At 72.8% G+C, this 12,536-nt stretch carries 11 protein-coding genes; 8 read left to right on the forward strand and 3 right to left on the reverse strand.

Annotated features, from left to right (window positions below; translation table 11 throughout):
- Positions 1-21: 21 nt before the first annotated feature.
- Positions 22-1,425: a protoporphyrinogen/coproporphyrinogen oxidase gene (locus tag ACIBO8_RS21975; RefSeq protein ID WP_396117159.1), complete on the reverse strand. Its 1,404-nt coding sequence runs from the start codon at positions 1,423-1,425 to the stop codon at positions 22-24.
- Positions 1,426-1,525: 100 nt separating this feature from the next.
- On the opposite strand from ACIBO8_RS21975, the gene ACIBO8_RS21980 reads away from it, so the two are divergent.
- Entirely contained in the window at positions 1,526-1,708 is a 183-nt protein-coding gene (locus tag ACIBO8_RS21980; RefSeq protein WP_396117160.1) for a hypothetical protein, read from the forward strand.
- On the opposite strand, the gene hemE is transcribed toward ACIBO8_RS21980, so the two are convergent.
- Positions 1,698-2,723 carry a uroporphyrinogen decarboxylase gene (gene hemE / locus ACIBO8_RS21985; protein WP_396117161.1) on the reverse strand — a complete coding sequence of 342 codons (1,026 nt, stop codon included), beginning with the start codon at positions 2,721-2,723 and terminating at the stop codon, positions 1,698-1,700. The two genes, ACIBO8_RS21980 and hemE, sit on opposite strands and share 11 nt — an antisense overlap.
- Before the next feature lie 86 nt (positions 2,724-2,809).
- On the opposite strand from hemE, the gene ACIBO8_RS21990 reads away from it, so the two are divergent.
- The gene (locus tag ACIBO8_RS21990) at positions 2,810-3,379 is read left to right on the forward strand and encodes a DUF3000 domain-containing protein (RefSeq protein WP_396117162.1); all 570 of its coding nucleotides are present in this window, start codon (positions 2,810-2,812) and stop codon (positions 3,377-3,379) included.
- On the opposite strand, the gene ACIBO8_RS21995 is transcribed toward ACIBO8_RS21990, so the two are convergent.
- Complete coding sequence (locus ACIBO8_RS21995; protein ID WP_396117164.1) at positions 3,376-4,350, reverse strand: S1C family serine protease; 975 nt, start codon at positions 4,348-4,350, stop codon at positions 3,376-3,378. The two genes, ACIBO8_RS21990 and ACIBO8_RS21995, sit on opposite strands and share 4 nt — an antisense overlap.
- 180 nt (positions 4,351-4,530) lie before the next feature.
- Here ACIBO8_RS21995 and ACIBO8_RS22000 point away from each other — a divergent pair, with 180 nt between their 5' ends.
- The 6 genes from ACIBO8_RS22000 to ACIBO8_RS22025 all read left to right on the forward strand — a co-directional run bounded on the left by ACIBO8_RS22000 (position 4,531) and on the right by ACIBO8_RS22025 (position 12,533).
- Positions 4,531-5,850 carry an HRDC domain-containing protein gene (locus tag ACIBO8_RS22000; RefSeq protein ID WP_396117165.1) on the forward strand — a complete coding sequence of 440 codons (1,320 nt, stop codon included), beginning with the start codon at positions 4,531-4,533 and terminating at the stop codon, positions 5,848-5,850.
- 115 nt (positions 5,851-5,965) lie between these two features.
- A complete protein-coding gene (locus tag ACIBO8_RS22005) occupies positions 5,966-7,162 on the forward strand; it encodes a thiolase family protein (protein WP_396117166.1) in 1,197 nt (398 codons plus the stop codon).
- Between the two features lie 5 nt (positions 7,163-7,167).
- A complete protein-coding gene (locus ACIBO8_RS22010; protein WP_396117724.1) occupies positions 7,168-9,228 on the forward strand; it encodes a 3-hydroxyacyl-CoA dehydrogenase NAD-binding domain-containing protein in 2,061 nt (686 codons plus the stop codon).
- 148 nt (positions 9,229-9,376) lie between these two features.
- On the forward strand, positions 9,377-10,222 hold the full coding sequence (locus ACIBO8_RS22015) for a hypothetical protein (protein ID WP_396117167.1): 846 nt from the start codon (positions 9,377-9,379) through the stop codon (positions 10,220-10,222).
- 107 nt (positions 10,223-10,329) lie between these two features.
- Positions 10,330-11,406 carry a hypothetical protein gene (locus tag ACIBO8_RS22020; RefSeq protein WP_396117168.1) on the forward strand — a complete coding sequence of 359 codons (1,077 nt, stop codon included), beginning with the start codon at positions 10,330-10,332 and terminating at the stop codon, positions 11,404-11,406.
- Between the two features lie 164 nt (positions 11,407-11,570).
- Positions 11,571-12,533: a DUF2637 domain-containing protein gene (locus ACIBO8_RS22025; protein WP_396117169.1), complete on the forward strand. Its 963-nt coding sequence runs from the start codon at positions 11,571-11,573 to the stop codon at positions 12,531-12,533.
- The last annotated feature ends 3 nt before the right edge of the window (positions 12,534-12,536 follow it).

Below are 12,536 nucleotides of genomic sequence, written 5' to 3' on the forward strand. Positions count from 1 at the left end.
GTCGTAGCCTCACCGCTGCACTCATTGCTCCTCCAGGTGTTTCAAAACCTCATCGGCGGCGCTTTCCCCGCTGGCGACACAGGCCGGGATGCCCACGCCGTCGTACGCGGCGCCGGCCAGCGCGAGGCCGGGGTGATCGAGAGCCGCCCGGGCCAGGGCGACGCGGTCGAGATGCCCGGGGGCGTACTGGGGCAGCCCGCCACCCCAGCGCTGCACCCACGAGGCGACCGCCGGCGGCAGCTCCGCGCCCAGCAGGCGGCCCAGCTCGGCGTGCGCGGTCGCGGCCAGCACGGCGTCGTCGTGCTGCAGCAGCTGCTCCTCGCCGGCCCGGCCGAGGGACGCGCGCACGATCACCGGGCCGCCGTCGCGGTCGACGTGGGCCCACTTGCGGGTGAAGAACGTCGCGGCCTTGACCAGCGTGCCCTCGGTGGGCGGCACCAGGAAGCCGGACAGCTCCGGCAGCGGCGTGCCGGGCGGCAGGGCGAACGCGACGAGGGCGACGCTCGCGTAGTCCAGCGTCTCGATCTCGGCGGCGGCACCAGCGTCCACACCCGCGAGCAGCCGCGCGGCGGGCCGGGCGGGCACGGCCAGCACGACCGCGTCGACGTCGTCGGTCTGCGGCGCCGGCACCGGCCCGAGCAGCAGCCGCCATCCGTGCGCCGTGCGGGTCAGCTCCCGGACCGGCAGGCCGAGGCTGATCCGGGCACCGCTCGCGGCGGCCGCGGAGCCGATCAGCTTGTTCATGCCGCCGTCCACCGCGGCGAAGATCGCCCGGCCCGGCACCCGCACGGAGGCGGCCTGAGCGGCGCGTACGGCCCCGGACAGGGTGTGCTCGGTGCGGGCGGTGCGGGCGAGCGCGGGCATGGTGGTGGCCAGCGACAGGCGGTCGGCCCGGCCCGCGTACACGCCGCCGAGCATCGGGTCGACCAGCCGGTCGGCGATCTCGTCGCCGTACCGGGCGCGGACCAGCGTGCCGACCGCCACGTCCTCACCCTCGGCGAGCAGGGGACGGCCCTCGTCGGCGTCGGCGCCGGGTGCCGGTCGCGCGACCGTGCCGAGCAGGCTGAGATCCCCGGGTACGCCGACCAGCGTCCCGCCGGGCACCTTTTCCAGCCGTCCGCCGATGGCCAGCGCTGCCGGAATGGGCGAGGGGTGCACGAGGGAATCGCCGAGTCCCAGGCGCCGGGCGAACCGCACGGCCGCCGACTCGCCGCCGTCGGGGGCGCCCATCAGGAACGACTCGGCGCCGCGCTCCACGGTCGTGCCGGCGAGCTCACCGGTGCGCAGCTTGCCACCGAGCCGGCCGGACTGCTCGTACACGATGATCTCGGTGCCGGCGGGCGCGCGGTCCCGGATGCGCACGGCGGCGGCCAGCCCGGCTATCCCGCCGCCGACGATCGCCACCCGCTTCCGCACGCTTCCCACAGTGTCAGGTCGCCCCGGCCACCGGCCACCGGGGTCCTTCGATGTGATCCCGTTCGGGTAACGCCGCCGGCGGCCCCCCGAACGGTCCTAGCCTGGGGTCATGGACTATCAGGTGGCAGTGACCGTGGAACAGCTCGCCGAGTGGTACGTGCGGCTCAAGGGACTCGCCGACGCGCACCACGGGCAGCCGACGGGCGACCGGCTCAAGGACCTCGCCCAGGAGGTCTACCAGGCGATCCCGTCCGAGTGGTGGGCGAACCAGCCGGAGCCGCTCAAGGGCTGACCGAGTGGATCAGCTCGACCAGGCGGGTCAGCACGTCCGGGTCCGTCTCGGGCAGCACGCCGTGGCCCAGGTTGAAGACGTGGCCCCGGGCCGCCCGGCCCTCGGCGATCACCCGGCGGGCCTCGCGCTCGACGACCTCCCAGGGCGCGAAGAGCACCGCCGGGTCGAGGTTGCCCTGAAGCGCTCGGTCCGGGCCGACGACAGCCGCGGCCCGGTCCAGCGGCGTACGCCAGTCCACCCCGACCACGTCCGCACCGGCGTCCCCCATCGCCCGCAGCAACACCGCCGTTCCCACCCCGAAGTGGATGCGCGGCACGCCGGCGTCGGCCAGACCGGCCAGCACGCGCGCGGAATGCGGCATGACGAACTCGCGGTAATCGGCCTCGGAGAGCGCACCGGCCCAGGAGTCGAAGAGCTGCACCGCACTGACCCCGGCGTCGATCTGCACGCGTAGGAAGGCGAGGGTGATGTCGGCCAGGCGCGAACAGAGCTCGTGCCAGAGCTGCGGGTCGCCGTACATCATGGCCTTGGTCTTCAGGTACGTCCGTGACGGCCCGCCCTCCACCAGGTAGCTGGCCAGCGTGAACGGCGCACCGGCGAAGCCGATCAGCGGGGTCGCGCCGAGCTCCGGCACGAGCAGGCGGATCGCCTCGGAGACGTACGGGACGTCGCCGGGCTCGAGCGGCCGCAGCCGCTGCACGTCCGCGGCGGTGCGGATGGGCTCGGCCACCACCGGGCCGGTGCCCGCGACGATGTCGAGGTCGATCCCCGCGGCGGCGAGCGGCACCACGATGTCGCTGAAGAAGATGGCCGCGTCGACGCCGTGCCGGCGCACCGGCTGCAGCGTGATCTCGGTGACCAGATCCGGCCGCCGGCATGACTCCAGCATGCCGACACCCTCACGGATCTTGCGGTATTCCGGCAGGGAACGCCCCGCCTGACGCATGAACCAGACGGGTGTATGCGGCACGTCCAGGCCGCGGCAGGCGCGCAGGAAGGCGGAATCGTTGGTCACCCGCGCCATCGTGCCACGTGAGTGAACCGGTACCTGCGGCGCGCCGCGCGCGGACGGAAGGCAGTGATCGGCATAGGCTTCGTCCCATGGCGCCCACGTCCGCTGCACCCGAGGCGTTCACCCGTGCGGTGGCCGGTTTGCGGGCGTCCACGCCACGCGAGGAGATCCTGCTCGAGGAGATCGCCGCGCCGCAGCGGCTGGCGCCGTACGGGTTCGCCCTGGCCGCCACGGTGCTGCGCGACGGCGAGGAGGTGGCCAGCGGGCGGCTGATCCTGCTGCACGACCCGGCAGGCCACGACGCGTGGCGCGGCAATCTGCGCCTGGTCACACTGATCACCGCCGAGCTGGAGTCGGACATGGCCGGCGACCCGCTGCTGCCGGCCGTGGCGTGGACCTGGCTCTCCGACGGCCTCGATCAGCAGGGTGCGGCGTACACGGCGATCGGCGGCACGATCACCCAGACCACCTCGACCCGCTTCGGCGAGCTGGCCGGCCCGGCCCCGACCGCCGACCTGGAGATCCGCGCCTCCTGGACGCCGACCTCCGACGATCTCGGCGCCCACCTGCAAGGGTGGTGCGCCATGCTGGCCTCCACCGCCGGCCTTCCCCCGCCGGGAGTGACGGCCTTCAACCGTCACCGCGCCACGACCCCTTAACAGATCTTGAAGGTGTCGCAAGCTGTCTTGATCGGTACGGCGAGACCGATGCCCTCCGCGTCGCGGGCCTTGGCCGTGGCGATCCCGATCACCTCGTCGCTCGAGTTGACCACGGGTCCGCCGGAGTTGCCGGGGTTGATCGGCGCGTCGAACTGGATCGACGGGCCGTCGGCGTCGTCCGGCCGGTAGGCGCTCACCACTCCGGTGGTCACCGTGTCCTCCAGCCCGAGCGGCGCGCCCACGACCACGACCTGCTGGCCCGGCTTCACCGTCTTCGGCGCCGTGTCCAGCCCGGCGATCTCCCGGTCGGTCCGCAGCACCGCCAGGTCCTTGCCCGAGCTGACCTTGACGATGGTCGCCGTCATCTCGTCCTTGCCGCGCTCCAGGAAAACCTTCTTGCCGCCGGACTCCCACACCGACTCGATGACGTGGTAATTCGTGAGCAGGTTCGCCTTGCCCTTGCCGGCCTCGTCGCCGACCGAGAACGCCGTACCCGTGAAGTTGCCGGCCCGGACCCGGAAGACGCTCGGCAGCACCGACGACGAGATCGCCTCGGGGTCGAAGACCCCGGCGAGCTGCTTCTCGAGCCGGTCGGCGCGCTCGGCGAGCTGAGACTCCCGCTGCTGCGAGGCGGCGAGCCGCTCGTCGAACCTGCTGTCGGCCCGGTCCAGCCGCCATGCCATGAACCCGCCGCCGGCGAGCAGGACCAGCGCGAGCAGGGCCGGGGCCAGCCGGCCGCGGCGGCGCACCTCGGCGGGCTCGGCCACCACCGGGAACGGCGCTCCCCCGGTCGGCGAGGCGAGGTATGGCCCGTTGTCGCGGCGCGCCGGCCGCGGATGCCCCACCTGCGGCGCGGGCCGCCGGGCGGCGGTCGCCCACTCGCCGGACGGGTGGTCGGGCAGGCTCAGCAGCGGGTCCTGCGGCGGCCGGCGCTGGCCCGGCACCCCGAAGGGGTCGTAGGCGGTGGTCATGAAGCTCCCGGGTCTTCGACAGCGGGTGTTCCGGCGGGTAGTACGGACGGAACCCGCCCCGCGGACGGGTCGGCGGCGAACCCTTTTCGGCCGGGGGAGCCGGCGGGGGAACGGATCGAGGTTCGACGCGCCGGTACCCGGCTGCACACGCGAGGGGAGTGACACCCGTACGGTTACGGAGTGACCGACGAAGCATCCTTGCGCCGTCGGGACACGCCGGACCACGCAACCGACGGACCGCACGCCGTGCCGCCCGACCCGATGTCTGGCGGTCCCGAGCCTGCCCGCGACTCCGTTCCGCTGACCGCACCGCGCGACGGCACGCCGCGCCCGGTGGAGACCGCCGAGGAGCTGGCCGAGGTCGTCGCCCGGATGGCCGCCGGTTCCGGACCGGTCGCCGTCGACGCCGAGCGCGCGTCGGGCTACCGCTACACCCAGCGCGCCTACCTGGTGCAGCTGCGCCGCGAGGGCGCCGGCACGGTGCTGATCGACCCGATGCCGCTGGACGACCTCGGCACGCTGGACGCCGCGCTGGCCGACAGCGAGTGGGTGCTGCACGCCGCCAGCCAGGACCTCGCCTGCCTCGCCGAGATCGGCATGAAGCCGCGGCGGCTGTTCGACACCGAGCTCGCCGCACGGCTGGCCGGCTTCGAGCGGGTGGGCCTGGCCGCCCTCACCGAGCAGCTGCTCGGCTACTCGCTCGAGAAGCATCACTCGGCCGCCGACTGGTCGACCCGGCCGCTGCCGGAGTCCTGGCTGACGTACGCGGCCCTGGACGTCGAGCTCCTCATCGACCTGCGCGACCACCTGGCCGACGAGCTGGAGCGCCAGGGCAAGGCCGAGTGGGCGGCCGAGGAGTTCGCCGCGCTGGTGGCCAGCGCGGACCGCCCGCCGCGCACCCGCCCCGACCCGTGGCGGCGCACCTCGGGCATCCACCGGGTCCGCGGCGCCCGTGCTCAGTCACGCGTCCGCGCCCTCTGGTACGCCCGCGACGGCGTCGCCGCCCGCCGCGACTCGGCCCCGGGCCGGGTGCTGCCCGACTCAGCGATCATCGCGGCCGCCGAGCTCGACCCGAAGGACGAGCGCACCCTGCTGAGCCTGCCCGGCTTCGGCGGCCGCTCGGTGCGCCGGCTGGCCCGCGTCTGGCTGGACGCGCTGGACACCGCCCGTGCGCTGGCCGACGACGAGCTGCCGGTGAACCAGCCGGTCGAGGGCCCGCCGCCGCCGCACCGCTGGGCGGAACGCGACCCGGTCGCCGCGGCCCGCCTGCAGCGCTGCCGGCAGGTCGTGATCGCCACGGCCGAGGCACACACCCTCCCGCCGGAGAACCTGATCAGCCCGGACTTCATCCGCCGCCTCGCCTGGTCCCCGCCGGCCGAGGTGACCCCGCAGACGGTCGCCGAGACGCTCCGCGGCCTCGGCGCCCGCTCCTGGCAGGTCGGCCTGATCGCCGAAGACCTCGCCAAGGTCCTCCCGGAAGCCCCGCCGGCGATCGACTGACCGGCCTCCAGCAGCCAAAATCCGAGGTTTGCCACAGTCGCTGGCCCCGCAATTTACTGGCGAGTAACATTGCCGGGGTCAAAGCCCTGGGTTCACGCCTGCAAGGAGGCTTGTTGTGCCCCGAGTAAGTCGCGAGGTCGTCTTCGTCGACGGCGTCCGCACCCCATTCGGCAAGGCCGGCGGCATGTACGCCGAGACCCGTGCCGACGATCTGGTGATCCGGTGCATCCGTGAGTTGATGCGCCGCAACCCGCAGCTCCCGCCCGAGCGGGTCGACGAGGTGGCCATCGCCGCCACCACCCAGATCGGCGACCAGGGCCTGACCATCGGCCGCACCGCCGCGCTGCTGTCCGGCCTGCCCAAGACCGTCCCCGGCTACGCCATCGACCGGATGTGCGCCGGCGCCATGACCGCGGTGACCAACGTCGCCGGCGGCATCGCCATGGGGGCGTACGACGTCGCCATCGCCGGCGGTGTCGAGCACATGGGCCGCCACCCGATGGGCGAGGGCGTCGACCCCAACCCGCGGATCCTGGCCGAGAAGCTGGTCGACCCGTCCGCGCTGGTCATGGGCGCCACGGCGGAGAACCTGCACGACCGCCTGCCGCAGATCACCAAGGAGCGGGCGGACGCGTTCGGCCTCGCCTCCCAGGAGAAGACGGCCAAGGCGTACGCGAACGGCAAGCTGCAGCCCGACATGGTTCCCGTCGCGGTCCGCAGCGTCGAGGAGGGCTGGGGCCTGGCCACGGCCGACGAGGCGCCCCGCGAGACCTCGATGGAGAAGCTCGCCACCCTCAAGACCCCGTTCCGCCCGCACGGCCGGGTGACCGCGGGCAACGCGGCCGGCCTCAACGACGGCGCCACCGCTGCCCTGCTGGCCAGCGAGGACACCGCCCGAGAGCTGGGCCTGCCGATCGCGATGCGGCTCGTCTCGTACGGCTTCGTCGGCGTCGAGCCCGAGGTCATGGGCTACGGCCCGATCCCGTCGACGGAGAAGGCGCTGCGCCTCGCCGGCCTGACCATCGACGACATCGGCCTCTTCGAGCTCAACGAGGCGTTCGCCATCCAGGTGCTCGCCTTCCTCGACCACTTCGGCATCGCCGACGACGACCCGCGGGTCAACCCGTGGGGCGGTGCGATCGCCATCGGGCACCCGCTCGCCTCCTCGGGTGTCCGGCTGATGACGCAGCTCGCGCGCCACTTCGCCGAGCACCCCGAGGTCCGCTACGGCCTCACCGCGATGTGCATCGGCATCGGCATGGGCGGCACGGTCATCTGGGAGAATCCGAACTGGGAAGGTGCGGACAAGTGACGGCTCTGCCTGAGTACCCGAACGAGGTCGTGACCAAGGCGATCGTCCGCCTGGTCAAGGTGCCGGGCCTGGACAAGCAGGCCGCGCTGATCACGCTCGACAACGGGTTCGACTACAAGAAGCCCAACAGCTTCGGCCCGGGCGGCCTGCGCTCGCTCGACGAGGCGATCACCAAGGCCACCGAGGCGGACCCGGCGTTCATCGCGATCACCGGCAAGCCGTACATCTTCTGCGTCGGCGCCGACATCACCGGCATGCCGTTCATCACCGAACGGGACCAGGCCGTGGCCCTGGGCGAGCTGGGCCACCGGGTCTTCGCCCGGCTGAAGAACTCCACCATCCCGACGTTCGCCTTCATCAACGGCGCGGCGCTCGGCGGTGGCCTCGAGGTCTCCCTGCACTGCCACTACCGCACGGTCTCCACCGGCGCGGCGGCCCTGGGTCTGCCCGAGGTCGCGATCGGCCTCGTCCCCGGCTGGGGCGGCAGCCAGCTGCTCCCCAACCTGATCGGCGCGCCGGGCGCGGCGCAGGTCATCCTGCAGAACCCGCTCACCCAGAAGGTCCTGCGGCCGAAGCAGGCCGCCGAGATGGGCGTCGCGGACGCGATCTTCGAGGCCGCCGACTTCCTGGAGAGCTCGCTCGCGTGGGCCGCCGGCGTCGTCAAGGGCGAGGTCGAGGTGCAGCGTCCCGAGGTCGACAAGGACATGTGGGACGGCGTGCTGTTCTTCGCCAAGCAGCAGCTCGACGAGCGGCTGCACGGCGCGGTGCCGTCGGCCAACAAGGCGCTCGAGCTGCTCGCGCTGGCCAAGGAGGCGTCGTTCGAGGACGGCACCGCGGCCGAGACCGAGGCGCTCGCCGACCTCATCATGGGCGACGAGGCGCGGGCCAGCCTGTACGCGTTCGACCTGGTCCAGCGCCGCGCCAAGCGGCCGGTGGGCGTACCCGACAAGAGCCTGGCCCGGAAGGTCACCAAGGTCGGCATCGTCGGTGCCGGTCTCATGGCCTCCCAGCTCGCGCTGCTCTTCGCCCGCCGCCTGCAGGTGCCGGTGATCCTCACCGACCTCGACCAGACCCGGGTGGACAAGGGCGTCCAGTACGTCCGCGACCAGATCGACAAGATGGTCGGCAAGCGCCGGATGGACGAGGGTACGGCCGCCAAGCTCCGCGGCCTGGTCAGCGGCTCGGTCGACAAGTCCGTGTTCGCCGACGCCGACTTCGTCATCGAGGCCGTCTTCGAGAACCTGGACCTGAAGAAGCAGATCTGGGCCGAGATCGAGAAGATCGTCGGACCGGAGACCATCCTCGCCACCAACACGTCCTCGCTGTCGGTGTCCGAGATGGCCGCCGACCTCGAGCACCCCGAGCGGGTCGTCGGCTTCCACTTCTTCAACCCGGTCGCGGTCCTGCCGCTGCTCGAGATCATCAAGGGCGAGCGGACCGACGACGCCTCGCTGGCCACGGCGTTCGCGGTCGGCAAGGAGCTGAAGAAGTCCTGCGTGCTGGTCAAGGACGCCCCGGCGTTCGTGGTCAACCGCCTGCTGACCCGCTTCACCAGCGAGGTCTTCCAGGCCATCGACGCCGGCACTCCGCTGGAGACCGTGGACTCGGCGCTGGACCCGCTGGGCCTGCCGATGCGCCCGATCGCGCTGCTCCAGCTCGTCGGCCCGGCGGTCGCCTACCACGTGGGCGAGACGCTGCACCGGGCGTACCCGGACCGCTTCGGCGACAGCCCCAACCTCAAGAAGATCGTCGACGCCGGCCTGCCGCTCATGGTCGACGACGAGATCAACCCCGAGGTGGTCAAGCTGGTCGAGGGCGGTTCCGCCCCGCTCACGGCCGATGAGGTACGCCAGAAGGCGCTGGACGCGCTCGCCCAGGAGATCCGGCTGATGCTGGACGAGGGCGTGGTGGCCGAGGCGCAGGACATCGACCTGTGCATGATCCTCGGCGCCGGCTGGCCGTTCCACCTGGGCGGCGTCACGCCGTACCTGGACCGCAGCGGCACCTCCGAGCGGGTGACCGGCAAGCGGTTCCTGCCCCAGGGCGTCGGAAGCCTGCCCGCCTGACGCACGAGATCGACGCCCCCGCACCCGCCCGGGTGCGGGGGCGTCTTTCGTGACAGCACTGTGTTCCCACAATGACGGGTTGACGACGCGCCGGGCCGCCGCAGGTGGGTACGCTCCGGCGGCTGACTTCTTCACTCCTGGAGCTCCCATGTCTCAGCCGCCGTACCAGCCCTATCCCGGCCAGCCCGGTCCCGAGCAGCCGGGCGGTGGCTACCAACCGCCGGCGGCTCCGGGCGGATACCCGCCGCCCACCCCCGGCGACGGCTCCTACCCGCCGCCCGCCTCCTATCCACCCCCGCCCGGCGGTGGTTCGTACCCGCCGCCCGCCTCGTACCCGCCCCCGCCAGGCGGTGGTTCGTACCCGCCGCCGGGCGGTGCGGTGCCCCCGTACGGGATGGCACCCGCGCCCAAGAAGAAGAACTCGGCGCTCAAGATCGTGCTGCTGGTTCTCGGCGTCGTGGTCCTGCTCTGCGTCGCCGGCATCGGTGTGGCCGTCTACAAGGGCAAGGACAAGGTCAAGCAGGTCGTCGACGCCTCGAAGATCTCGGTGGTGGAGCCGGAGACCCTCGGCGGTCGCGCCAAGGCCACCGACCCGGCCCTGCAGAGCAGCGTCGAGGGTCTGGACAGCGAGATGTCCAAGATCCCCGGAGCGACCGGCTCCGTCGGCGCCATCTACGGCGACGCCAAGGAACAGGACATCGTCATGGTGGCGGCGACGTCGTCCATCAACGGCTCGGCGCAGAGCCGCTACGACGAGTTCACCCAGGGCCTCGGCCAGGGCGGCATCAAGCTCGACAACCTCGCCGACACCGACCCGGGCCCGCTGGGCGGCATCGCGAAGTGCGGCGACAGCGACACGAGCGGCGTACCGATGGCCGTCTGCGTGTGGTCCGACAACGGCAGCGTCGGCATGATCGCGATGCTCTTCAAGGGCAAGGCCGACCTCGAGAAGGAATTCATCGACATGCGCGGCCAGATCGAGAAGAAGGCCTGAGACCCGCGAGCCCCGGCCCGTTCGGCGTGCCGGGGCTCACGGAACAGGGGACGCAGCGCCTGGACCGGTACGGCTAAGCTCGGCGCAGCCCGAACCATGGAGCGTCGATGTCGCAGCCCCCGTACCCCGGCCCGCAGTATCCGCAGCAGCCGTCGGGACAGCCGTACCAGCAGCCCGGCCCCGGATACGGCCAGCCGATCCCCGGGCAGCCCCAGCCGGGGTCGCCCTTCCCGGGGCAGCCCAACCCGGACGTCCCGCCGTCGGTGCCGCCCGGCTATCCGCCGCAGCCGGCGTACGGCCCGGCCTCCGGACAGCCGGCGTACGGTCCGACCTCCGGACAGCCGGCGTACGGTCCGACCTCCGGACAGCCGGCGTACGGTCAGGTGCCCGGGCAGCCGGAGTACACGCAGGTGGATTACGGCCAGCCCGGATACCCGCAGACGGGATATCCGCAGGCGGACTACGGCCAGCCGGGATATCCGCAGTCCGGGCCGCCGATGGCCGCCGGATATCCGCCCGCTCCGAAGCCGAAGAGCCGGGCCCTGCCCATCACGCTCGTGTCGATCGCCGTCTTCCTCGTGCTCTGCGTGGGTGGCGGCACCGCCGTCTACCTGGTGGGCCGCAACGCCGTCGACGACAGCAAGACGGTCAGCCCGACCCTGGCGCCCACGGTGACGGCCGAGCCGACCGACGCCACCGACGAGCCGACGGCCGAGCCCGCCGCGGAGATCACCGTCGTCGAGCCGGCCACGCTGGGCGGCCGCCGCAAGCTCACCGACCCGCAGTTCGCCGGCGCGGTCAAGCAGCTGGAGGAGGGCCTCGACAAGGTGCCCGGTGCCACCGGCACGGTCGGCAGCCTCTACGGCAGCCCGTCCCAGCAGAACATCGTCATCGTCGCGGCCGCGGCGGCCGAGGTGGACGACCCGGTACGCGAACTGGACGGCACCTTCCTCGGCGCCGGCGTCGGCGGACTGAAGATCACCGGAATCACCAGCACCGCGCCCGGCGCCCTCGGCGGCGTCGCCAAGTGCGGCCGGGGCGAGGCCGGCGGGGCGCCCCTCATCATGTGCGGCTGGGCCGACGAGGGCAGCGTCGGCTGGATGATCTTCTACTACAAGTCGATGAGCGGCGCCAAGGCCGAGTTCCCCAAGCTCCGGGGGCAGGTCGAGAAGAAGTCAAACTGACACGCCAGGAGGCCGCGTCTCACGTTCGTCTCGACTAGGACACGAACGCGACGCGGTCCTGCGGGATTAAGGCTCGATGCCGTACCGAAACATCGAGCGGCCAGGATGGTTCGCCGGGCCCGCCGGGTCCGCCGCCACCATCTCGACTGGCAGAGGAGCGCACGGTGATACTCCCGCAACTTCGGCGCGTCCGCTGGGCCGTACGAGCGACCCTCGTCCTGGGCGTCGCGGCCTCCGTGGTCGCCAACGTCCTGCACGCCCTGGACAACCCGATCAGCCAGGCCATCGCCGCCTGGCCGCCGCTCGCCCTGCTGCTGACGGTCGAGCTGATCTCGCGGGTCCCGGTCCACCGCCGCTCCCTGGCCTTCGCCCGGCTCGTCGCGACCGCCACGATCGCGGGCATCGCGGCCTGGGTGTCCTACTGGCACATGGCGGGCGTGGCGGCCCGGTACGGCGAGACCGGCGCATCGCCGTACCTGCTGCCGCTGTCGGTGGACGGTCTCATCGTGGTGGCGAGCATCTGCCTGGTCGAGCTGGGCGGCCGCATCTCGGCCCTGGAACGGGAGACGAAGCAGGCAGCCGACGTTCCCGGTCTGATCCCGGTCCCCACCGCGGCCCAGCCGTCACCCGTGGCACCGGCACCGCGCCGATCGACCGCCGAGGCGCTCGCGGAGGTCGCGGCCGCGCTGCCGAAGAACAGCCCGGCCAGGACCCGGGACGCGGAGGTCTCGTCGTTCACACCGACCGTCACCCGCCGTCCCCGACCGGTCGCCGCAGCCAAGTCGGGCCCGGCCCGCACCGCAACGACCGCCACCGTCGGCCCCACGACCTCCGCCACGGCCCGGCCGGCGACCTCGGCCTCGACCCGCCCGGCGACCTCGGCCCGGCCGGCCGGCTCCGGGCCCGCGAAGAGCTCCGGCTCGACGAAGCCAGCCGCCAAGTCGTCCACCGCTCCGAGAGTGCGTCGGACCCCGGCCGAGACGATCGCCGCGGCCGAGAAGATCAGGACGATCCGGCCGGACGTGACCGACACCGAGCTCGCCGCCGAGCTGGGCATCAGCGCCTCCCGCTGGCGCACGATCCGCCGCGAGGCCGAGGCCAGCGCGGAGCTGCGCCTGGCCGCCTGACTC

It is taken from the genome of Actinoplanes sp. NPDC049681 (assembly GCF_044465265.1).
Classification (GTDB): Bacteria; Actinomycetota; Actinomycetes; order Mycobacteriales; family Micromonosporaceae; genus Actinoplanes.